The 22,791-nt window shown below is 66.7% G+C and carries 19 protein-coding genes and 1 tRNA gene; 3 read left to right on the forward strand and 17 right to left on the reverse strand.

The window, feature by feature from the left end:
- Window positions 1-38: 38 nt before the first annotated feature.
- Window positions 39-752 carry an HAD family hydrolase gene (locus CBW24_RS11340; protein WP_232529760.1) on the reverse strand — a complete coding sequence of 238 codons (714 nt, stop codon included), beginning with the start codon at window positions 750-752 and terminating at the stop codon, window positions 39-41.
- A complete protein-coding gene (locus CBW24_RS11345) occupies window positions 749-1,027 on the reverse strand; it encodes a DUF3572 domain-containing protein (RefSeq protein WP_088664594.1) in 279 nt (92 codons plus the stop codon). The genes CBW24_RS11340 and CBW24_RS11345 overlap by 4 nt, the downstream gene beginning before the upstream one ends.
- A 168-nt stretch (window positions 1,028-1,195) precedes the next feature.
- Here CBW24_RS11345 and CBW24_RS11350 point away from each other — a divergent pair, with 168 nt between their 5' ends.
- Window positions 1,196-2,872 (forward strand): diguanylate cyclase, encoded by a 1,677-nt coding sequence (locus CBW24_RS11350; protein WP_157773210.1) that lies wholly within the window; start codon window positions 1,196-1,198, stop codon window positions 2,870-2,872.
- On the opposite strand, the gene CBW24_RS11355 is transcribed toward CBW24_RS11350, so the two are convergent.
- The 3 genes from CBW24_RS11355 to CBW24_RS11365 all read right to left on the reverse strand — a co-directional run bounded on the left by CBW24_RS11355 (window position 2,847) and on the right by CBW24_RS11365 (window position 6,207).
- Entirely contained in the window at window positions 2,847-3,818 is a 972-nt protein-coding gene (locus CBW24_RS11355; protein ID WP_097373648.1) for a Gfo/Idh/MocA family protein, read from the reverse strand. The genes CBW24_RS11350 and CBW24_RS11355 overlap by 26 nt on opposite strands.
- Window positions 3,819-3,972: 154 nt before the next feature.
- Entirely contained in the window at window positions 3,973-4,872 is a 900-nt protein-coding gene (rpoH, locus tag CBW24_RS11360) for an RNA polymerase sigma factor RpoH (RefSeq protein ID WP_097373649.1), read from the reverse strand.
- Window positions 4,873-5,169: 297 nt separating this feature from the next.
- Window positions 5,170-6,207, reverse strand: coding sequence for an RluA family pseudouridine synthase (locus tag CBW24_RS11365; RefSeq protein ID WP_097373650.1), 1,038 nt, complete (start codon window positions 6,205-6,207; stop codon window positions 5,170-5,172).
- On the opposite strand from CBW24_RS11365, the gene CBW24_RS11370 reads away from it, so the two are divergent.
- A complete protein-coding gene (locus tag CBW24_RS11370; RefSeq protein ID WP_232529762.1) occupies window positions 6,206-6,550 on the forward strand; it encodes a DUF6476 family protein in 345 nt (114 codons plus the stop codon). The genes CBW24_RS11365 and CBW24_RS11370 overlap by 2 nt on opposite strands.
- 70 nt (window positions 6,551-6,620) lie before the next feature.
- On the opposite strand, the gene CBW24_RS11375 is transcribed toward CBW24_RS11370, so the two are convergent.
- From CBW24_RS11375 to CBW24_RS11405, 7 genes are all read right to left on the reverse strand, one after another.
- A tRNA-Val gene (locus CBW24_RS11375) sits at window positions 6,621-6,695 on the reverse strand.
- 190 nt (window positions 6,696-6,885) lie between these two features.
- Window positions 6,886-7,281 carry an HU family DNA-binding protein gene (locus CBW24_RS11380; protein WP_088664588.1) on the reverse strand — a complete coding sequence of 132 codons (396 nt, stop codon included), beginning with the start codon at window positions 7,279-7,281 and terminating at the stop codon, window positions 6,886-6,888.
- A gap of 645 nt (window positions 7,282-7,926) precedes the next feature.
- Complete coding sequence (lon, locus tag CBW24_RS11385; protein WP_097373652.1) at window positions 7,927-10,344, reverse strand: endopeptidase La; 2,418 nt, start codon at window positions 10,342-10,344, stop codon at window positions 7,927-7,929.
- Between the two features lie 783 nt (window positions 10,345-11,127).
- On the reverse strand, window positions 11,128-12,228 hold the full coding sequence (locus CBW24_RS11390) for an alkene reductase (protein ID WP_097373653.1): 1,101 nt from the start codon (window positions 12,226-12,228) through the stop codon (window positions 11,128-11,130).
- Window positions 12,229-12,445: 217 nt separating this feature from the next.
- Window positions 12,446-14,587: an OmpA family protein gene (locus CBW24_RS11395; RefSeq protein ID WP_097373654.1), complete on the reverse strand. Its 2,142-nt coding sequence runs from the start codon at window positions 14,585-14,587 to the stop codon at window positions 12,446-12,448.
- Window positions 14,588-14,690: 103 nt separating this feature from the next.
- Window positions 14,691-15,941, reverse strand: a complete 1,251-nt coding sequence (locus CBW24_RS11400; protein WP_097373655.1) for a vWA domain-containing protein — start codon at window positions 15,939-15,941, stop codon at window positions 14,691-14,693.
- Window positions 15,942-15,950: 9 nt separating this feature from the next.
- Window positions 15,951-16,862, reverse strand: a complete 912-nt coding sequence (locus CBW24_RS11405; protein ID WP_097373656.1) for an AAA family ATPase — start codon at window positions 16,860-16,862, stop codon at window positions 15,951-15,953.
- Between the two features lie 397 nt (window positions 16,863-17,259).
- On the opposite strand from CBW24_RS11405, the gene CBW24_RS11410 reads away from it, so the two are divergent.
- On the forward strand, window positions 17,260-18,411 hold the full coding sequence (locus CBW24_RS11410) for a phosphoadenosine phosphosulfate reductase (protein ID WP_198405177.1): 1,152 nt from the start codon (window positions 17,260-17,262) through the stop codon (window positions 18,409-18,411).
- A gap of 38 nt (window positions 18,412-18,449) precedes the next feature.
- Here the strand turns inward: CBW24_RS11410 and ureG are convergent, their stop codons facing one another.
- From ureG to CBW24_RS11435, 5 genes are all read right to left on the reverse strand, one after another.
- Entirely contained in the window at window positions 18,450-19,061 is a 612-nt protein-coding gene (gene ureG / locus CBW24_RS11415; RefSeq protein WP_088664582.1) for an urease accessory protein UreG, read from the reverse strand.
- Window positions 19,062-19,135: 74 nt separating this feature from the next.
- Window positions 19,136-19,822, reverse strand: coding sequence for an urease accessory protein UreF (locus CBW24_RS11420; RefSeq protein ID WP_097373657.1), 687 nt, complete (start codon window positions 19,820-19,822; stop codon window positions 19,136-19,138).
- Window positions 19,819-20,205: a YrhK family protein gene (locus tag CBW24_RS11425; RefSeq protein ID WP_309763752.1), complete on the reverse strand. Its 387-nt coding sequence runs from the start codon at window positions 20,203-20,205 to the stop codon at window positions 19,819-19,821. Before CBW24_RS11425 ends, CBW24_RS11420 begins: the two co-directional genes overlap by 4 nt.
- Window positions 20,202-20,840 (reverse strand): urease accessory protein UreE, encoded by a 639-nt coding sequence (locus CBW24_RS11430; RefSeq protein WP_097373659.1) that lies wholly within the window; start codon window positions 20,838-20,840, stop codon window positions 20,202-20,204. The genes CBW24_RS11425 and CBW24_RS11430 overlap by 4 nt, the downstream gene beginning before the upstream one ends.
- 604 nt (window positions 20,841-21,444) lie before the next feature.
- Window positions 21,445-22,257: a hypothetical protein gene (locus CBW24_RS11435; RefSeq protein ID WP_097373660.1), complete on the reverse strand. Its 813-nt coding sequence runs from the start codon at window positions 22,255-22,257 to the stop codon at window positions 21,445-21,447.
- Window positions 22,258-22,791: the final 534 nt, after the last annotated feature.

A 22,791-nucleotide genomic window follows, 5' to 3' on the forward strand; every position in this document is an offset into this window, starting at 1 on the left:
CACCGAATTGACGCCAAGTCGCCGCGCACAAAGGCGGATCAGACGGGCGGCAGACCCAGCCATGCGGGCAGCGCGCCAATATCGTCCAGCACGGCACAGGCCTCGGCGGCCAGATCATCGGCCTCCGCCAACCCGGTCAGCACCGCGACCACCGGCATCCCCGCCGCCCGCCCCGCGCGCAGGTCATGGGTGCTGTCGCCGACCATCACCACCTCTGCGCTGGGCAGATCCAGCCCGGCGGCAAAGGCATGGCACATGCCGGGGGCGGGCTTGGCGCCGTGGCCGCTATCCGCGCCGATGATCCGCTCGAACCGGTCGGCCACGCCCAGCCGCGCCAGTTGCTGGCGTGTCGCGTCCTCCTGATCGTTGGTCGCAATGCCCAGCAGATAGCCTGCCCCGCGCAGCCGGTCGAACAGCGGCGCAAGCGCGACGGCGGGCACCGGCTCCACCTGTTCCGCCATCGCAGCCATCCGCGCCAGCAGCACATGATCGGGCAGGCTCAGCAATGGCCGCAGAAGCGCCATCGTCTCGGCCTGCGTGCCCGCCACCAGCGGGCTGTCGCGCAGAACCCGGCGCGCGACGGGATCGACCCCGGTCACCCGCGCCACCTGTTCGGGGTCGCCGCCCCCCTCGCGCGCGAGCGCCATCATCAGGTCGCTCAACGCCGCGCCCCATGTGCGCTGGAAATCAAACAGCGTGCCGTCCTTGTCGAACAGAATGGCGCGCAGCGGCTGCGGCGCAGGCACCGTCACGTCCAATGCGGCAATTGCCCGCCCGGCAATGCGGCGCGCGCTTGCATCGGGGTCTCGTAGCTCAGCTGCGCCGCGTCGCAGAAGCCGATGACCCACCTGTCGTCCATCACAAGGAAATCCAGCACCGAGGCCAGCGTTTCAGGCGCATCCCCCGCGCCACGCAGATCGTCGAGCCCCAGCCCGGTCGCGCCCATGAACACCTCCAGCAGCCCGTCTTCGGCCGCGATCCAGCCCAGCGCCCTCAGGGCAATCGTTTCGGCATGTTCGGGGGTCATTTACCGCTCCTTCAGAATAGTTTCCGCGATCGCAACACAATCTTAACCATCGCGGGCGCATCAAGATCGGGTCAGCCATGTCGCTCGCCGCGCGCAGGCCGCCGGACCGTTCCGGCAACGCAGACTGGCCCATCCGGGCCGCGCGACGGGCAGTTGCCGGAGGTATCGGTGCCAGGACGCATCCTCATCATCGACCCGGTCGAAATCAACCGGATCGCCCTGAACGTCAAGCTGTCGCGCGCCTGCTATGACGTCCAGCTGGCCGCGTCGCTGCGCGATGGGGTGCGGATGCTGCGGGCCGCGCTTCCCGATCTACTGCTGATCTCGCTACGGACCGCGCCGACGGACAGGCCAGCCCCTGCTGCCCCCTCTGCAAAAGGCGCCAAGCGCAGCAGGTCCGATCCCACGGACACGGCGCTGCGGCTTTGCCGGGAATTGCGGCGCTGGCCGGTCAGCGCGGATTTGCCCGTCATCGTGCTCACCGATCCCGATCCGCCCGACCTGCGCCTGCGCGCGTTGGAGGCCGGGGCGACCGATGTCATGGCCGAACCCGGCGATGCGTTGCTGCTCGCGCGGCTGCGCTCCTTGGTCCGCCTGCGTCATATGGAGGAGGAGCTGACCCTGCGCGGCGATGGTCCGGACCTGTTCGCGATGGCGGAGCCGGTCACCCCCTTCACCCCCGCCGCGCCGGTCCATTCCCGCGCCACGCCCGCCGGGCTGGCGAGCCCCGGCCTTCCGCCCCAAACCTCCACGCCGCCCCCCTTCACGCCGCCGGAGCGCCCTCGCCTGCCAGCCCGCCGCGCCAGCGACAGCTTTGATACGCCCCCGGTGACGGAGCCCGCATTGCAGGGACGCGTGGCGCTGGTCGGTGCCACCCCCGCGCAGGCGCTGATCTGGCAGCAGGCGCTGCGCCCGCACCTGCCGTGGCCGCTGACCGCCATGACCCGCGAGCAGGCGCTGACCTTGGCCGATCCCGCCCGCGCGCCCGACCTGCTGGTCATCGCGCCGCAGCCCGAACAGGGCAGCGCCCTACCGCTTCTGGCCGAGCTGCGCAGCCGCTGTGAATTACGCTTCTCGAAACTCCTCGTCACCCTGCCCGCCGAGCAGACGGATACAGCGGCGATGGCGCTGGACCTTGGCGCCGCCGAGGTGCTGGCCGATGCGATAGACCCGCGCGAGCTTGCCCTGCGGCTGCGTGCCCAGTTCGCACGCAAGCACCGCGATGACCGCAGCCGCGCCCGGCTGCGCGACGGGCTGCGCGCCGCCTATACCGATTCGCTGACCGGGCTTTATAACCGGCGTTACGCGCTGGAACATCTCGACGCCCTGCGCGCGGGCTCTGGCGGTATGCGGCGCGGATTTGCCGTGCTGCTGCTGGATCTCGACCGGTTCAAACAGATCAACGACCGCCACGGCCACCCCACCGGCGACCGGGTGCTATGCGTGGTGGCCGACCTGCTGCGCGCCAACCTGCGCACCGGCGATGTCGCCGCACGGATCGGCGGGGACGAATTTCTGGTGCTGCTGTCGGAAACCAGCGATGGCGCGGCGCGCAGCGCGGCGGAACGGCTTTGCGCCCGCATCGCCGCCGCGCCGGTGCTCATCGCCCCGCCCGCAGCGGCCCGGCCCGGCCCGATCCTGCATCAGACCATTTCGGTGGGCGTGCTGCCGATCCCCGCAGGCTCCGGCGCCGTGCCCGATGCCGCATCGCTGATCGCGGCGGCGGATCAGGCGCTCTATCGGGCCAAGCGCGCGGGCCGCAACCGGGTCGCCGCCGCCACGCAACTGCCCCGCGTCGTCCGCCCCCGCACGCCCCGCGTCACATCTGGACCGCGGCAGCCTTGACCTGATCGATCATCGCCTGGGTGCCGCGCGAAAATTCCAGCGGCACCGCATAGGCGTCGCCCCCGCGCACCGCGCGGCCAAAGGCCTCGACCTGCAACACATAATGATTGTCCGAGGTGAACCGCCGCACCTCCGCCTGCTGGCCATCGCGGTGCAACTCCACCCGCGCCTCGCCGAACACCGTCGGATTGAACGGCGCGCTCATGCGGATGCTGCCCCGGTCGCCCTGAAACGTCACCTCCTGCCGCGGGGCGAGCCGGGTCGACACGGTCCCGCCATAGGTAAAGCCGGGGAAATCGGCCCAGACCTGCACGAACGTGTCGACCTCGTTCTCGACCTTCCAGCGCGCCATCACGGCCTCTGGCTCCTGCCCGGTGGCATAGCGCACGCCGCCAAAGGCATAGACCCCGATATCCGGCAGCACGCCGCCGCCCGCCTCGACCCGGTTGCGGATATTGCCCGGATCGGGGTTGTTGAACGAAAACGCGACATCGACATGGCGCAGCGTGCCAACCTCTCCGGCGTCCAGCATATCGCGCACGCAGGTCCATTGCGGGTGATGCACGATCATGAATGCCTCGGCGATGACCAGCCCGGTTTCGTCGCGCAGGGCGATCAACTGATCGATCTCAGGGGCGGTCATGGCGATGGGCTTTTCGCACAAAACATGCTTGCCCGCGCGGGCGGCCTTCTGCGTCCATTCGACATGCAGGTGGTTCGGCAGCGGAATATAGATCGCGTCGATCTCCGGGTCCGCCAGCAGCGCGTCGTAGCTGTCATGCACCCGCACACCGGGGGCAAAGGCACGAAACGGCTCCGCCTTGGCTGCGCTCGATGTGGCGATGGCGGCGAATTCTGCGCCCTCGGCGGCGTGAATGGCACGGGCCATGTGCTGCAATGCAAAATTGGCGGCACCCAGCACGCCCCATCTGACGGGTTCGGACATCACGGTCTCCTCGGTAGGGATGTTGCCGCCACCATAGTCGCCCGCGCTTGAATTGAAACGGAAAACGCCGCCCCGGCGGGGAGCGGCGTTCTGTGTCGGGTCATGGCGGGGTGGTGTGCAGGGCTCGCGCGCCGCACCGAACCAAAGCGCGCGCTTACGCCGGCTCGGGCACCATCCCCTTTTCGCGGGCCAGTTCGGTCATCCGCTTTTGCAGCTTCTCGAACGCGCGCACCTCGATCTGACGGATACGCTCCCGGCTGACGTCGTATTCACCCGAAAGCTCCTCCAGCGTCATCGGCTCATCGCGCAGGCGCCGCTGTTCGAGGATGTTCTTCTCACGATCGTTGAGCACGTCCATCGCCTCGGTCAGCAACGTCAGACGCACGTTCATCTCGTCGCTTTCGGCATAGGCTTCGGCCTGATCGCTGTCTTCGTCCTCCAGCCAGTCCTGCCATTGCGTCGTGGTGTCGCCATCCGATCCCACAGTGGCGTTGAGCGACGCATCGCCCCCCGACATCCGCCGGTTCATCGAAATGACCTCATCCTCGGTCACGTTCAGGTCGTTGGCGATCTGTTTGACGTTTTCCGGGCGCAGATCGCCCTCTTCCAGCGCGCCGATCCGGGCCTTGGCCTTGCGCAGGTTGAAAAACAGCTTCTTCTGCGCCGAGGTGGTGCCCAGTTTCACAAGGCTCCACGACCGCAGGATATATTCCTGGATCGAGGCGCGGATCCACCACATCGCATAGGTCGCAAGGCGGAACCCCTTCTCAGGGTCGAATCGCTTCACCGCCTGCATCAGGCCCACATTCGCCTCTGAAATCACCTCAGCCTGCGGCAAGCCATAGCCGCGATAGCCCATCGCGATTTTCGCGGCGAGCCGCAGATGGCTCGTAACCATCTGATGCGCCGCGTCGGTGTCCTGATGATCCACCCAGCGCTTTGCCAGCATGTATTCCTGCTCCGGTTCCAGCATCGGGAAGCGGCGGATTTCCTGCAGATAGCGGTTCAGCCCGCCCTCGGGTGACGGTGCGGGAAGATTTCCGTAATTGGCCATGTCGGTCCCCCTTTCGCGGAGCCCCGAAGCTGCGCTCGGTCGAGCCACCCTTCGGGCGAAGGTCTGTGTGATTAACTGAACGGAATGGTTCAGGTTCCCGGCGTTCGTCCCGGTTCATGCTGAGATATGGGGATGAGTGTGTAAAATGACAATTAATGTGACGGCCTTTCACATGGCCGTGACGCGCACAATCGGGACGCCGTTTGCGCACCATTCCCCGAACAAGGTCATTTCCCGTGCGATAGGGCGCTGCGGGGGCGTGGCCCCGATCCGCCAGCGCCCCGCCCGGGACGGCCCCTATTGACCCGCCCGCAGCGCCGTTAGCAGATCCTGCATATCCTGCGGCAGCGGCGCTTCGAACCGCATCCATTCGCCGCTGACCGGGTGCTCGAATCCCAGCGTCGCGGCATGCAGCGCCTGACGCGGGAAGGCTGCCAACGCGGCGGCCGCCGCCTCGCCCAGCGCCTTGGCCGACGGTTTGCGCTGCCCGCCATAGGTCGGATCACCGATCAGCCCGTGCCCGCAATGGGCCAGATGCACCCGGATCTGATGGGTGCGCCCGGTTTCCAGACGGCATTCCACCAGCCCGGCCCCCACCGGATCGCCAAACCGCTCCACCACCGTAACTCGCGTCACTGCATGGCGCCCGGCATTGAACAGCACCGCCTGTTTCTGACGGTCGGTGCGGTGCCGCGCCAGCCCGGTGGTGATCTTGATGATGCCGCCCGGCTCGAACGACACGCCGCGTAGCCCGCGCAGACGCGGATCGGCGGGGTCCGGCGCGCGGTGCGTGACCGCCCGGTAGAGCCGTTCGGCGCTGTGTTTCTCGAACTGCGCCGCCAGCCCGTGATGGGCCGCGTCGCTTTTCGCCACGACAAGCAGCCCCGACGTGTCCTTGTCGATCCGGTGGACGATGCCGGGGCGCTTCTCCCCGCCGATGCCAGACAGGTTGCCATCGAAATGGTGCAGCAACGCATTGACCAGCGTGCCGGATGGCGTGCCCGGCGCGGGATGGGTCACCATGCCCGCAGGCTTGTTGACCACGACCAGCGCGTCATCTTCATGCACGATGTCGAGCGCGATCGCCTCGGCGCGGGTTTCGACCTCCGCCGCAGGCGGCAGGGTGATCGCGATGACCTCGCCCTCGGCCACCCGCGCGCGCGGATCGCTCAGAACCTCACCGCCCCGCGCCACCTGACCCTCGGCAATCAGCCGCGCCAGACGCGACCGGCTCAAGGCGGCGCTCTCTGGCACATCGCGGGCCAGTGCCTTATCAAGTCGGGACGGCGGATCGGCGGCGATCTCGACCTGGATCAAGCGGGACGTGTCGGACATGCAGGAACCTTCCTCTCAGATGGCGGATACGGCGGCGCTCCCGACGAGCCTGCGCCTATTGAAAGGGCTGGTCATCGCCCTGCTTGCGGTCATGATCCTCGGCATCGGGATCATCACGGTGGTCCTTACCATCCGCCTGACCGCGCCCGCCAGCCCGGATGCGCCCGCCGCGACCACATCCCCCCTACCCCAACTGCCCGAACGGGTGACCCTGCCCGCAGACACCCGCGCCGAGGCGGTGACATTCGGCCAAGGCTGGATCGCCGTGGTGACGGACGATCAGCGCATCCTGATCTACGACCGCGCCAGCGGCGCCTTGCAGCAGGACATCGCCCTCGACTGAGCCGCGACCGGAACCCACCTTGTAAAACGAAGAAAGGCCCCGATAAAATCGAGACCTTTCAAAGGAATAATGGTGGGTGATAAGAGATTTGAACTCCTGACATCTTCGATGTGAACGAAGCGCTCTACCACTGAGCTAATCACCCTGTGGCGAGCGATTTAGCGATCTTGGCCCGCCTGTGCAAGACCCGTTCTGCAGGAAAATGCGTCGCGCACGGGCCGCCGCAGGGTCACCGCAGGGTCACCGCAGACGGCGATGTCACTGCTGATGCCGGGCGCGACCACCCCCGCGCCGGGGGCCAAGGCACCCGACCGGGATCGCCCCCGGCCCGCCTGTCAGCCTTCGTCGGCCTCGGTCGTGGGCGTCTGCGCGATGGGGTCGCCCTTGGCCGCGCCGGTGCGGCGGATGCGGGCGGTCAGCACTTCGCCATTGGCCAGCGGCTTGCGGCGCGTGACCTTCACCTTGCCCAAGGGCGGCAGGACCAGCTCCTCCCCATTGTCGAGCGCCTGCCCCAGCACGTCGAGCATCGCCTCGACCACCGGCTTCACATCCCGCTTCTTGCCCCCCGACCGTTCGACCACCCGGTCGATCAGCGCAGGCTTCTTCAATTCCGGCCCGGCCACAACCGGCTCGGCCGCCACGACGGTCACATCCGGCGCGGCCACGGGCGTCTTCGCCTCGCGCACAGGGTCGGACTTGGTCTCGGGGGTCTTCTTGGGGCGGCTCGCCATCTGCATCCTCGCGGGGTTGGAGCAATCTGAAGAGAGGCTAACAACAGCCCGCGCGGGGGGAAAGCGGAGTTTCGAGAATAGCGTCACGCACAACGATTGATATAGCGCCCTTGGTAGAACGTCAGCGCTTGAGACGAACCTTAAGTGTGATGCGGCTGCTCATGTAAGCTAACGGAGCAGAATTCCAGCCGACAATCGAATTACAATAGGTTCGGTGAACCTATTAGCGCGACAAGGAGTGATACCATTATCAAGCATTAGTACCAAAACCTGACGAGCCGGAAATAAGAATCGTGAATCTGAATATATCTGACAGATACTGACGAATGCGCCCAAGAATTCTGGCTGGTAGCGCGTCGCAAAGCCGGGAGTAAGGTTCCCCTGCGCCGTTAGACGTTGACGAACAGGTATCTGATGCGCCCTACAAACTTCGATCAGCCGCGCAACCTTGTGCTTCCGAGGCTGCTTTTTCCCGAAATCGACTACCGGTGTTAATCTGCTGTAATTAGATTCCATAAAAATCAAATCTGAGCCAAAACGTGCTTCAAGCCTATAACCGCGCGTGCTTATTACAACGATTTTCTAATTCCCTAACAAAAAAGCCCCCCGCATTGCGGGGGGCTTTCTATCGTCAGAGCGGCGCGATCAATGCGCGGGGCCGACCCCGTGGGAGGTCTCGTTGCGCGCGGCGGCCAGCGTCGCCTGTGCGGCGGCTTCCTCGGCAGCCTCGTCCCATTCGATGGGTTCGGGCTTGCGCACCAGCGCGTGCTCCAGCACCTCGCGGACATGGCTGACCGGGATGATGGTCAAGCCTTCCTTCACGTTGTCGGGGATCTCCGGCAGATCCTTCTCGTTTTCCTGCGGGATCAGCACCGTCTTGATGCCGCCGCGCAGGGCTGCGAGCAGTTTCTCCTTCAACCCGCCGATGGGCATGGCGTTGCCGCGTAGCGACACCTCGCCGGTCATGGCGATATCCTTGCGGATCGGGATCTGCGTCAGCACCGACACGATGGAGGTCACCATCGCCAGACCGGCCGAGGGCCCGTCTTTCGGCGTCGCGCCATCGGGCACGTGGACGTGGATGTCCATCGTGTCGAAGCGCGGCGGCTTCACCCCGATCGACGGCGCGATGGAGCGGACATAGCTCGACGCGGCATCGATCGATTCCTTCATCACGTCGCCCAGCTTACCGGTGGTCTTCATCCGGCCCTTGCCCGGCAGGCGCAGCGCCTCGATCTGCAACAGATCCCCCCCGACGGAGGTCCAAGCCAGCCCGGTCACCACGCCGATCTGGTCTTCCTTCTCGGCCAGACCGTAGCGGTAGCGGGGCACGCCCAGCATATCCTCAAGGATCTCGGGCGCCACTTCGACAGCGTCGGCCTCCTTCTTGACGATCCGGGTCACCGCTTTACGGGCCAGCTTCGCGATCTCGCGCTCAAGGTTCCGCACGCCCGCCTCGCGGGTATAGGTGCGGATCATCTCGGTCAGCGCCTCGTCCGACAGGGCGAACTCGTTCTTGCGCAGCCCGTGATTGGCGATCTGCTTGGGCAGCAGGTGCCGCTTGGCGATTTCGCGTTTCTCGTCCTCGGTATACCCGGCGAGGCTGATGATCTCCATCCGGTCCAGCAACGGCCCCGGCATGTTATAACTGTTGGCCGTGGTCAGGAACATCACATCCGACAGGTCATATTCGACCTCCAGATAGTGATCGACGAAGCTCGCGTTCTGCTCGGGGTCGAGCACCTCAAGCATCGCGCTGGCCGGGTCGCCCCGGAAATCCTGCCCCATCTTGTCGATCTCATCGAGAAGGATCAGCGGGTTCGTCGTCTTGGCCTTTTTCAGCGCCTGAATGATCTTGCCGGGCATGGAGCCGATATAGGTCCGGCGGTGACCGCGGATCTCGGATTCGTCGCGCACACCACCCAGGCTGATGCGGATGAATTCGCGGCCCGTGGCCTTCGCCACCGACTTGCCCAGCGAGGTCTTGCCAACACCCGGAGGGCCGACAAGGCACATGATCGGGCCTTTCAGCTTCTTCGAGCGCTGCTGCACGGCGAGATATTCGACGATGCGTTCCTTGACCTTCTCAAGGCTGTAGTGATCGTCGTCGAGCACCTTCTGCGCGCGGGTCAGATCCTTTTTGACGCGGGATTTGTTGCCCCACGGAATCGACAGCATCCAGTCGAGATAGTTGCGCACGACGGTCGCCTCGGCGCTCATCGGGCTCATGTTCTTGAGCTTCTTGACCTCGGCCTCAGCCTTCTCGCGCGCCTCTTTCGACAGCTTCGTGTCGGCGATCTTCTGCTCCAGTTCGGCGACCTCGTTCTGGCCGTCCTCACCGTCGCCCAGTTCCTTCTGGATCGCCTTCATCTGTTCGTTCAGATAGTATTCGCGCTGGGTGCGCTCCATCTGGCTTTTGACGCGGGTCTTGATCTTCTTCTCGACCTGCAGGACCGACATTTCGCCCTGCATCAGCGCATAGACCTTCTCCAGCCGCTCCGCGACCGACAGGGTTTCGAGAAGCTCCTGCTTCTGGCCCACTTCGATGCCCAGATGGCCGGACACGAGGTCAGCCAGCTTCGGCGCGTCGCGGGTCTCCGACACGGCGGCGAGCGCTTCCTCGGGGACGTTCTTCTTGACCTTGGCGTAGCGCTCGAATTCCTCGGCGACCGACCGGGTCAGCGCCTCGATCGTGTCGGCATCGCCCAGTTCTTCCTCGACCGGCTCGGCGCTGGCCTCGAAGAACGAGTCATTTTCGACAAAGCCGGTGATGCGCACGCGCTGCCGCCCCTCGACCAGCACCTTCACGGTGCCGTCGGGCAGTTTCAGCAGTTGCAGGACATTGGCCAGCACGCCTGCCGAATAGATGCCCTCGGGGGTGGGATCGTCGATGGAGGGATCGATCTGGCTCGACAGCAGGATCTGCTTGTCGTCCTTCATCACCTCTTCGAGCGCGCGAACGGATTTGTCGCGCCCCACGAACAGCGGGACGATCATATGGGGGAAGACCACGATATCGCGCAGCGGCAGTACCGGGTAGCTGTGGCTCAGGGGCTCGTTCATTGTCTTTCCTCTTGTGCAAGAGGGCGCAGGCCCCGACTGGCGGCAACCGTGTGGCCCTCTCCGGACTGATCAACATCTGGGGGTTGCGCCCCCTGCCGTCAACCAGAGCGCGGCTGCGGGATTTCATCAACTTTGCCGGAGCGCGGGACCGGATACAAGGCAACTTCGCGCGCTCATAGCAGCGCGGGCCGCCCGCAGACCCGCCCCGCAGCGTGCAGATCACACCCCAGCCCACGGACGGACCCGCTTTCCCGCCGGGGGCTTAGCCACGACGGTGACACCGCGCGGTTCGGACGTGGGCGAACGGCACCTTAACGTGGCGTTAGCATCCTGTGCCGGGCGGTTGCGCGCAGCAGGAGCCTGCCCGTGGGATGGCGCTCCTGCGGGTGAGCGGCGCGCTACGCTTGTTCGCGCGCGGTGGCGTGCAGTTCCGAGCTTGCGAGACATAGACACTCCGGGCGCAACAGTAGCCTGCCCGTGGGGTGGCGCTGCTACGGGTGAGCGGGTGTGCTTTATGGTGACGTGCTCCTCCTCGCCCAGAGGTCAGCGCGAGGTGACAAAGCGCCAGCCCGTGGGGACGGGCAGGCGCTCGCCCGCGCGGCTTCGCCTTGTTCGCGGGCGGGTGCGGGGCGGCGTGGCACCTTACCCATGCGACCTTACCCGCACCACCTTACCCGGACGCTCACCCGCGCAAGCTTACCCATGGGTAACATCGCTCATTCCTTAATAAACAAAGCCCGCCCGCGATGCGGACGGGCTTTGCTTCAAGGCTGCGCCGTCGGATCAGGCGGCTTTTTCGGCGTTCAGGGTCGGATAATCCGTGTAGCCTTCGGCGCCGCCACCGTAGAAGGTCGCGGGGTCGGGATCGTTCAACGGCGCGTCCTGTTTCAGGCGCTCCGGCAGATCGGGGTTGGCGATGAACGGGCGGCCATAGGCCACCGCATCCGCCGCGCCCGAGGCCACGGCCTCGATGCCTTTTTCGCGGTCGTAGCCGTTATTGGCGATATAGGCGCCCCGGAACAGCTTGCGCAGATCGGCGATGGAATTGGCGCCCTCCAGATCCCGCGACCCGCCGGTCTGACCTTCGACCATGTGCAGGAAGGCCAGATCATAGGGGGCGAGCCCTTCGACCACGTGCCGGAACAGCGGCATCGGATCGCTGTCCGAGATGCCGTTGGCATTGGAGAAGGGCGACAGGCGCAGCCCCACCAGATGCGGCCCCCAGACATCGGTCACGGCGTCGAGCACGTCGAAAAGCAGTCGCGTGCGATTTTCGATCGAGCCACCGTAATCGTCGTCACGGGTGTTGGACCCGTCACGCAGGAACTGGTCGAGCAGGTAGCCATTGGCGGCGTGCACCTCGACCCCGTCGAACCCGGCGGCTTTCGCGTTTTCGGCGGCCTTGCGGTAATCGGCGATCACGCGCGGGATTTCCTCGCGCTCCAGCGCGCGCGGCTCCGAGACATCAACCATCTGCGTGCCGTCAAAGGTCTGCACCTCGGCGGCAATGGCGGAGGGTGCGACCGGCTTCTGCCCGTCGGGCTGGAGCGAGACATGGGAGATCCGCCCCACATGCCACAGCTGAAGCACGATCTTGCCGCCCGCCTCGTGCACGGCGTCGGTGATCTTCTTCCAGCCCGCGACCTGCGCGTCGCTGTGAATGCCCGGCGTCCACGCGTAGCCCTTACCCTCGGGGGAGATCTGCGTGGCTTCGGTGATGATAACACCGGCCCCGGCGCGCTGGCGGTAATAGTCGACCATCAGGTCATTGGGCACGCCGTCGGGGTCTTGGGCGCGGTTGCGGGTGAGCGGCGCCATGATGACGCGGTTGGCGGCTTCGATCCGGCCAAAGCTGATCGGGGTGAATAGGTCTGTCTGTGCCATGAAGGCTCCTCTGGCTGACATGTATCTGGATGTGCACCTAAGCGCGCGCGGCTATGCGGCAAGCCCCTGCGGCGGGGGTCTGCGCAAACGCACAGACGGAGGCGCGGCGGAGAGCGACAGGCGCGCGGCAACACGCGCCTGCGCCCAAGAACCGAGCGCAAAAACAGAGCGCCCCGACCAATGGCCGGGGCGCCCGTTAACAAATCGTAAACCTGACTTACTGAAGTTCTGCGGTTTGAAGCAGCGAGGTGATGCGGCGCACGGCGGCGCGGCGGTTCTCGCGTTCGGCGTCAAGGGTGCGGATCTTCAGGTCGCTTTCGCCATACCCCTGCACGACCATGTTTTCCGGCGGAACGTCGAAATACTCGGTCAGGGCCAGCGCCACCGATTCCGCACGGCGGTCGGACAGCGCGAGGTTATAGGCGGCATTGCCCACGGCGTCAGTGTGACCTTCGATCAGGAACACCTCATTGGGGCTTTCCGCAATGACGTCCGAGATCAGGTTGCCCAGATCGGCCAGTTCTTCGGCCTGATCGGGGGTGATCACGGCGGATCCGGTTTCGAACGTCACGTTATCGAGGCTGATCGCGGGGGCCAGTTTGCGGACCTGCCGGATGTTACGCACCTGATAGAGCGCAAAGCGGCGGTCGGTCTGCACATCGGCGGCGAGAGCCTGACGCAGGGCGTCCCGGTTCTGCGTCACCTCGATCACCTGTTCGCGCGGCTCGGGCAGCGTGGCCACATCGACCGGCTCATAGGTGCTGGTGTCGTCGATCAGCACGGTCACGTCACCGTTGGTATCGACCCGGATGCGGCGCAGCACGCGCAGTTCGTCATCCCGCAGGGTGATGATCTGGCTGCCGTCTTCGCGCGTCACCGTGGTGCGGCTCGACCCGTCGTTGAACGTTTCGGTCCGCACGTTGGAGCCGGGGCGGCGCAGCAATTCGTTGTCATCCTTGATGACGCGATACTGGCCGTCCCGCAGCACGACCACGCGGTCGTCGGATTTGCTGACGACTTCGCCGGCATTGTCCTGAAGCTGCTGACCAACCACGACCGCACCCAGACCGATGATGAGCGCCTTTTCCAGATCGGTCAGGCCATCGTCATCGTCATCGTTGTTGTTGCGGCGCGCATTGGCAGAGCCGTTGGCGCTGGCCTGTGCGGCCTGCGACAGGGTTTCCACCGTGCCGTCGAACTCTTCCGAGCTGGAGCGGGCCGAATCCTCGGTGATGGTTTCTTCTTCCACCTCGGAGGCTTCGGTGTCGGCGGACAGAGCCGCGGACTCGCGCTGCGGGGCGTCTTGCTCCGCGGTTTCGGCCTCGGCCTGAAGATCAGGCTCCTCTGCCGATTGCTGTTCCAGTTCGGCAGTTTCCTGCTCCAGCTGTTCCAGTTCCTCGGTCGTGGGCTCTGCCGGGGTGTCGGCTTCGGCTTCGGCTTCGGCGGTAGTGTCAGCTTCGGCGTCGGCATCGGCGGTGCCGTCAGTCTCGGCGCTGGCATCGGCATCCGCATCGGCGGTGCTGTCGGCCTCGGCGCTGTCATTGCCCAGAAGCTGGTTCATGGCACCGGCAAGCCCACCTTCGGGCGCGGCGTCGGTTTCCGGCTCGGCATCGGCCTCGGCGGTCATGTCGGCGCTGTCGGTGGCTTCGGCGGTGGTGTCCGTCCCGGCATCGGCTTCGGTCGTGGTCTGAAGCTGCTGCTCCTCGGTTTCCGCTGCGGGCGCGTCGGCCTCGGCGGTTTCGGGCGCGGGTTCGGCGGTGGCGTCAGCCTCGGCAGTGGCGTCTGCTTCGGGGGCGGGCGCTTCGGTTTCCGCAGTCTCGGGTTCCGCAGCTTCGGGTTCCGCAGTCTCGGCTTCGGCGGCCTCGGCTTCGGGCTCCGGCTCGTCATTGCCCAGAAGCTGGTTGACCACGCCGCTCAGCAGACCGCCCTCGTCGCCATTGCTTTCTTCCTCGGCGGAGGCTTCGGCATCGGCGGTGGTTTCGGTCGACATGTCGGCTTCGGCCGAAGCGTCTGCCCCGTCGGTGCCCGCATCGGCGTTCATTTCGGTTTGCAGCGACTGCTCCAGTGTCGCAGCATCCATGTTGCCGTCCACATCGACGGGCATGACGCCGGTCATCGCGGTGGCTTCCTCGGCCTGCGCAGTGGTCAGGCAGACCTCGGCTTCTTCCTGGCCTTCGTCATCGGCGATCAGCACCGCTTCCTCGGGCAGGTCGTAGCCGCCATCCTCAAGGTCGGCGACGGTGAAGGCGCTGGTATCAGCCGGGCATTCCGCCGAGCTGTCCTGCGCGAAAGCCGCACCGGGCACGGCCAGCGACAGGCTGGCCAGCAGGGCGGTGGTGTTCGACAAAGTACGACGCATGTGAGTGTCCTCTTTCCTCAGCGTATTCCCGAAAGAACGCTCAATGTCAGAGGCCGGTTCCGCTCACGTTTCAGTCATTTGCCCGGAGCGTGGGCAGAGGCGGTCAGGAGAGCATCGCCATCAGGCGCGCGCGCTCGCCGTGGTCGCGGGGATCGGCCAATGCCGCCGCCAAACCCTCCAGCGCGGCAATGTTATGACCGGCGCGGAAGCTGTCAACATGGGGCAGCATCGCCGCCACCCCCTGCGCCCGTGGGGCGAAGCCATCCCAGCGCAGAAGCGGGTTCAGCCAGATCAGATGGCGGCACGACAGGTGCAGCCGCTCCATCTGCGCGGCCAGCCGCGCGGGGTCGTCGCGCTCCAGCCCGTCGGTGATGAGCAGCACCACCGCCCCCTGCCCCAGCACTCGGCGCGACCAGTCGCGGTTGAATTCGGCCAGACAGGCCCCGATGCGGGTGCCGCCCTCCCAATCGCGGGCCTCGCGGCCTGCGGCCTGTAGCGCGGCATCGACATCGCGATCGGCCAGATGGCGGGTGATGTTGGTGAGCCGGGTGCCGAAGGTGAAGCCGTGGACGCGGGCCCAGCCCTGTCCTTCGCGGTTCGACACGGCGTGAAGGAAATGCAGAATCGCGCGGGAATATTGCGACATGGAGCCAGAGATGTCGCAAAGCGCGACAAGGTTCGGCCAGCGGGTGGCGCGGGCACGGGTGCGGATCTCGGTCACCTCGCCGCCCCGCGCCAGCGCGCCGCGCAGGGTGCGCCGCCAGTCGGGCGCGCGCCCGCGCCGGTCCGCCACCAGCCGACGGGTTATGACGGGCGGCACCGGCAGGCTCATCTGCGACAGGATCTGACGGGCGCGGGCCATTTCGGCGGTGCTCATCTGCTCGAAATCCAGCGCGCGGAGTTTCTCGTCACCGCTGGCGGTGGCGGAGGCGTCGATTTCGACCTCGGTTTCCTGCGGCTGGGCCGGATCGACCGGGCGGTCGGCCTGATCGGCAAGGAGCGCTTCGGCGGCGCGCTTTTCGGCGGGGGCGGCGGGGCGGTCCTCCTGCACGCCGCGCACGGCGGGCACCAGCATCGCCATCATGTGTTCCATATACCGCGGATCGCGCCAGTAGAGCCGGAAGATCTGTGCAAACACCGTGGCATGTTCGGGGCGGCTGACAAAGCAGGCGTGCAGGGTCCAGTAGAAATCCCGCCGGTCGGTGAAGCCTGCGGCCTCGACCGCGCGGATCGCCTCGATCACCCGACCGGGGCCGACGGGCAGACCGGCCTTGCGCAGGGCGCGGGCGAACCAAGTGATGTTTTGCGACAGCTTGCCATCCTCGGGCAGGTCCAGCGGCAGGTGTTCAGCCATGCGCGCGGATCACGCCGGGGCCAGTTCGGCGCGCACCTCGTCGAGAATGCGCTTGGCCTCCGAACCTTGCAGCTTGCGAATGTCGTCTTGGTATTTCAGCACCGCGCCCAGCGTGTCGGCGATCACCTCGGGACTGAGCGCGATGGCGTCGAGCGCCAGCAGGCATTTGGCCCAGTCGATGGTTTCGGCGACGCCCGGTTTCTTGAACAGATCCTCGGTGCGCAATTGCTGCACGAAGGCCACGACTTCGCGCGAGAGGGTCGCCTGCGCTTCGGGTGCGCGGGCGGCGAGGATCTCCATTTCCCGGTCGAAATTGGGATAATCGACCCAGTGATAAAGGCAGCGGCGTTTGAGCGCGTCATGCACTTCGCGGGTGCGGTTGGAAGTGAGAATGACGATGGGCGGCTCCGGCGCGCGGATGGTGCCAAGTTCGGGGATCGTGACCTGAAAATCCGACAGCGCTTCTAGCAAGAACGCCTCGAACGGTTCATCGGTGCGGTCGATTTCATCGATCAGAAGCACCGGCGCGCCGCCCTCCTGCGGGCGCATGGCCTGCAAAAGCGGACGCTCGATCAGGTAATCCTGCGAGAAAAGCTCCGTCTTTAGCGCGGCGCGGTCGGCGCCGCCCGTGGCCTCCGCCGTGCGGATCGCGATCATCTGTTCGGCGAAGTTCCATTCATAGACCGCCGACGCGGCATCAAGGCCTTCGTAGCATTGCAGGCGGATCAGACGGCGGCCCAGCCCGGCGGCGATGGCCTTGGCGATTTCGGTCTTGCCGGTGCCGGCCTCGCCCTCAAGAAACAGCGGTCGGCCCAGCCGCAGCGCCAGAAACGCCACAGTCGCCAGCGGCCTGCCGCAGACATAGTCCTGCCCGGCGAGCATCTGCTGCACCGCTTCGATCGAGTCCGGTATCGGGGTCATGGTGTCCTCCTTGGGTCAGAACTGCATGCCCCGCGCCGGGTGACAAGCACGACGAAAGGGGGAGAGGCGCGCGCCCTGCCCCGCGCGGCGATATGCGTGCCCACGGGGTGACCGGGCGTTGTGCGGGCACTAACCGTCCCCGGCGTGATTCCGCCTGCCCGGCAACAGCCCGACAATGGCGCGAAAACCTTCTAATTTGCGCCGCATTTGCCGATCATCTTGGCGCAGATACCCACTGTTGCGTTCTCCTGCGCGACAGTTGCCTGCCGCCTCAGCCCGTCGTGACTTGACGGATCACCGCCCGCCCTGCCCGATACCCGCATGTTACCCCGATGTTGTTCCCGCCTGCCGCCGCGCCCGGCTGGCCAGACCGCCCGACCCGACTAGATGAGCTGACATGCCCGATGACCTGCGCCCCGGCGCGACACCCGACCCGACCGCCCGCCAGACCGAAATGCCCGCCGCCTCCCCCCGGCCCAGCCCCAAGGAACGTCACATGCCACAGGATCTTCCTGATCAGACGATCGATGCCGCCGGCCCCGATGCCGCACGCGGCGCGGAGGCGCCCGCAGAGGCCGATGCCCAACGGGGCACCGAGGACGACGACGCGCCGATCACCCCCGAAGCATGGCACGCGCGGCTTGACGCCCATGGCGAGATGCATGGCTATCATGAACGGCTCGGCGCCCGGCACGGCGCGCTATATACCGAAGACAGCGAGACGCTGCTTGTCACCTTTGAAGACGCCGGTGCGATCCGGGCCAATGGTGATGCGGCCACCCTGCCCTTTGGGCTGACGGTCGCGGGGCGCGAGGGCTGGTCGCAGCTGTGCCTTTACAGCGAGGGCGACACATGGTTCCGCGACGAGGCGATCTATGCCTTTTTTGACCGGCTGATCGACGAAGGGTTCTTTTTCGAATTTGAGCGGGTGGTGTTCTATGGCGCCGGGGCCTGCGCCTATGCCGCCTGCGCCTATTCGGTGGCCGCGCCGGGGGCGATTGTCGTCGCGGTGCAGCCGCAGGCGACGCTCGACCCGACCGTGGCCGAATGGGACAGCCGGTTCCTGAGGATGCGTGGCACGGATTTCACCTCGCGCTTCGGCTATGCGCCCGCGATGATGGAAGCGGCGGCCAAGGGGTTTGTCCTCTACGATCCGAACGTGAAAGAGGACGCGATGCATGCCGCGCTGTTCACCCGCGAGGGGGTAGAGAAGCTGCGCTGCACCTATCTGGGCACCGATCTGGAACCGGCCCTGACGCAGATGGATATGCTGGTACCGCTGCTGCGCGCCGCCGGGCGGGGCACGCTGACCCGCGCCGTGTTCGCCGATCTGTGGCGGCGGCGGCGCGATTATGTTCCCTATCTGCGGCGGCTGGTCGTCACGCTGGAAAGCCGCGAGCGTCCTATGCTGGCGGGGCTGGCCGCGCGTGCGGTGCTGTCGCGCCGCAACGGGCCCCGGTTCCGCAAGGCGCTGAAGACCGCCGAGGCGCAACTGGCGAAAGCCGACCGCAGCCTGCCCCACGCCCGGACCTTGCCGCCCGAGGCCTGAGCCCGCGGGGCGGCAACGCCGGGGTCAGGGCACGCGGATCAGAGCCCGCCTTCGGTTTCGATGAAGCGGGCGATCTCCTCGACCCCACGGCCCGCGCGCAGCGAGGCCATCACATAGGGCCGCGCGCCACGGGCCGCGCGCGTGTCGCTTTCCAATTGCACCGGATCGACGCCGACATGGGGCGCGAGGTCGATTTTATTGACCACCAGCAGATCGGAGCGGGTGACGCCCGGCCCCTTTTTGCGCGGGATGTCCTGCCCTGCCGCCGTATCGATCACATAGAGCGTCAGATCGGCCAGTTCCGGCGAGAACGTCGCGGCGAGGTTGTCGCCCCCCGATTCGATCAAGATCACGTCGAGATCGGGAATCGCCGCGCGCAGATCGGCCACGGCGGCAAGGTTGATCGAGGCATCCTCGCGGATCGCGGTATGCGGGCAGCCGCCGGTTTCGACGCCGCGGATACGCTCCATCGGCAGCACCTGCGCCCGCATCAGCGCCTCGGCATCCTCACGCGTGTAGATGTCATTGGTGATGACGGCGACGGAGTGGCGCGGGCTGAGCGCACGGCAAAGCTGTTCGGTCAGCGTGGTCTTGCCAGCCCCCACCGGGCCGCCGATACCCACGCGCAGCGGGCCGTTCTGACTGGGCATGTCGGGTTCCTTTTTGTTGGATCGGCAATGGTTTAGCGCCATACGCGGCGCAAGGCCAGCCGCGCGGGCCCTAATCAGGTTTTGAAGATCCGCACCTCAAGCACCTCATGTTCCATCGCGGCCAGATCGGCGCCGAACGCCCCGGTTGCGATCATGTCGAGCGGCGCGTCGGCACAGGCGGCGGCCAAGGTTACGACATCGGGGTGAAGCGCAGCCAGCGCCGCCTGCCCCTCGGTCTGGCCCAAGGGCACGAAGCGCACCCCCGCCTGCACGAGGTTGGCGGCAAAGCTGTGGAGATAGAGCGCGATCACCTGCGTCACCGGCAGATCCAGATCCGCCGCCGCCGCGCCGAGCGCCACGGGCAACGCCATCGGGGGACGCGCCGCGCCGGTCATCGCGTTGACGGTGAGGGTGAGCGCGCGGCCCTGTGCCTCCGTCTCGACCCAGCGTTCGCGGGAGGGGGCCAATGCGCGCGCCAGATCGGCCAGGTCCGTCAGGCGCGCGGCATCACCACCGGCGCGCAGGGCATGGGCCAGCAGCGTCGCATCCGCCCGGCCCGCGCCTTCGGACAGGACCACGGACACCCACGCGCGCAGGCTGTCTGCGTCCTGCACCCGGCCTGCGGCGATCTCGGTCTCCAGCCCGTGGGAATAGGCGAAACTGCCCAAGGGAAACGCCGGTGACAGCCATTGGGTGAGGGTCAGGAGCGCGGTGGGGTCGGCCCCGGCGCTGGGTTCCGGCAGGGTCAGGGGGGCGGTCATTGTTCATACCTTTTGGCCAGCCGGTCGACATCGCCCATGCGCAGATAGGTCAGTTCCCGCGCCAGCCGCAGGCTTGGCTTGGCCGCAAAGAGCAGCGAGCCCACGAGAAACGCCCATGTGCCCGGCATCATCAGACTGTCGAAGAAAAACATCACCGAGCCGCCGATGAAACACGCAGCGGCAAGAAAATCGACGAGTGTGTAGACGAGTTCGTAGAGCGCATAGACCCGCGCGTGATCGGGCGAGCGGCGGCGGTTGTCGGGGTGAAACAGAGTGGCATCCTCGCTGCGGGCGGCGGGCGGGTTTGCCCCCGCCGCGCCGTCCCTCCCCGTGTCCGCTGCGTCGCGGGGTGCGCTGCTGTCCTGCGGCATGGCGCGGCTCACGATTTGGGTTGTTTGGACTGCGCCTCGAAATCCGGGTGATGCCCATGCGCATTGGCATGGCCGCGCGTGGTGTCGGGATGCGGCGCGACCTGATCGGCGGCATGGGCGTGCACATGGTCATGGCCCATCGTGCGCCCGTGGCCGTAGGCGCCACCTTCGGGTCGGAATCGCTCCGTCGTGGGGCTGAGCGTGGCGCCGAGCCCTTCGAGCATCTTGCGCAGGACGTGATCGTCGCGGATCAGCAGATGGCCGTCGCCGACCTGACAGGGCGTGTGGCGGTTGCCGATATGCCATGCCAGCCGGGGCAGGTTTTCACCTTCGACCCGCAGAAGCGGCTCGCGCGCGGCCTCGACCCCGATCACCTCGCCGGTTTCCAGCCGCAGCCCGTCGCCCTGTTCCAATGAGACGGTTTCAGGCAGGTCCACCATCACCGGACGCCCCGACGCGGAGGTCAGGCGTTTGCGCCGCAAGAACCGCGCGTCGTAGTCCAGTTCCAGCCAATCGGCCGCGCCATCGCCGCCGCCACGGATCAGCGCCGAGGCCAGCGCGGGCCGGTCTTCGGGCGGCAGCGACAGCGGATCAAGGTCGTCATCGGGCAGGTTGGCCAGGCGATCGGTCGGCGGATCTGCGGGCATCGGGAATATCCTTCGAATTTGAGTGCTACCCCCGATGCTAGCCCGCGCCCCGGCGTCCGCAACCGGAAAGCGGGCGGAAGTCGGCGGAAGCAGGCGGGGAATGTCACTCTGCCGCGCTCATGAGCGGATGGGCGGGGGGTGGCGGGCGAAGGACGGCCCGTTGCGCGGGTGGAGGTAGGCTTGGCCCGGTTTTCCGGCATTAAGGCAACCTCGGAACTAGGCGCATCCGCTCTCGAACAAGCCCGCAGGGCGCGAGAGCGAGCGCCTGCCCGTCCCTGCGGGCTGGCGCTTGGTCACCTCGCGCTGACCTTTAAGCGGAGAGGTTGATCACACCATAAAGTGCGCCGTTCAGTCGTAGCAGCGCCATCCCACGGGCAGGCTGGCGTTGCGCGAAAGGCGACTGGGCACAGGGCGTGACAAACACGTTCAGAGGATGCGCAGCCGCACGACCGTATAGGCCATCCCACGGGCAGGCTGGCGTTGGGCGAAGGGCTACGGGACGTAAGCGTCACAGACACGGTCAAAGCACGCGCACTCGCTCGACTCTATCAGCGCCATTCCATGGGGAGGTGCGAAGGTGACCGCTCACACCATCCTTTAGCCGTCATTCCCCGCGGTCGGCGGCGATGATGCGCACGGGGTCGGTCAACGCTCGGCTGCCGTTGCGGGACTTGGAGCCCAGCGTCAGCGTTACGCCCAGATCCGGCACGAATTCCATGAACACCGTCGCATCGGCCTGACCTTCGGGACCGTAGCGCAGCTGATAGGGCAGGACGTCGTAGCTGCACGGGCCGATCTCGCGGCGGCGGGCGTCGTAGACCTGCACCTCCATGCGCAGTTGGTTGGCCTGCCCGCTGCCGTAGCCTTCGAGGATCTGTTCGGCCCAGTGCTGACCGGGGGCGAGCGGCAGATGCGCGGCGGGATCGAAGGGATAGCCGGTCAGGAACGGCGGCTCGGCGGGTTGCTCGACGATCCGGTCGGACAGCAGGAACACACCGCCCAATGCCTCGACCCGCGAGGTTTCGCCGGGACTGGCGGCGATGGAGGTCAGTTCCACCACTGTGTTGGCGGTGCCTTGGCTGAACCGGGTCACATCGCCATTGGCATAGGTCACGCTGAACCCGGAGGCGAGGTCATCCCCAACGGGGCAGGTTTCGGCGGAGTCGGCGGAGGTCTGCGCCAGCGCCGCGCCCGCGGGCCAAGCAGCGGCGAGCCCGGCCAGAATGCTGGCTCTCAACAGCGCGGCCCCGCCCGATGCCACGGCACGAGGGATGCGCGGCAGGGGACGGGGACGGCTGGAGTTTTCCGGACGGGACCGGCCCGGAAACAGGTGATGGCCCCAACCGGTGGCGGGGCCGAATGTCAAATGGGCGGCGGCGCGGGCCGCACCGCGGAAGTCATAGCGCAGTCGGGTCATGCCCGGACGCTGGCACGCGGCCCCGCCGGGGGCAAGGCACGAGGCCCGCGCAAAGGCGTGACTGACGCGGATGTGTTCGGATCGGCCCTCGATTGCACGTGACACGGCAGAAGGCTGGCACGCGGCGCGGCGGAAGGCTGGCCCCGCTTGCGCAGTCGAGACCTTGGGAGGAAAGGTCCGGTGCGCGAAGCGGGGTTCGGATCGTCGGGACCGGGCGGGAGGACCCGGCCACCCCCGGCTGGCGCATCATCGGTTCACGACCTGTCGGCAGGGAGGGTGCCGCGATCTGGAACCGACATGAACAAGCTGCGCCGGGGTGTCTGCGGCCCGCCGCAAATTCGGCAGACCGTATCGTCATAAGGTCGGGGCGACATGTCGCCCCATGCGCGCGGCCCCGGAGGGGAGGTCAATCGCCGCGTCCGCGCTCACCTGCGGGCCGGGAGGGGCCCTTGGCGGTGAGGATAACAGCGGCGAGCGGGTCAGCGCGCATCCGGTCCGACATCGCAGGGGGGAGGAGGAGACCCCGCTGCCGGA

Source organism: Pacificitalea manganoxidans (assembly GCF_002504165.1).
In the GTDB taxonomy this organism is placed as follows: Bacteria; Pseudomonadota; Alphaproteobacteria; order Rhodobacterales; family Rhodobacteraceae; genus Pacificitalea; species Pacificitalea manganoxidans.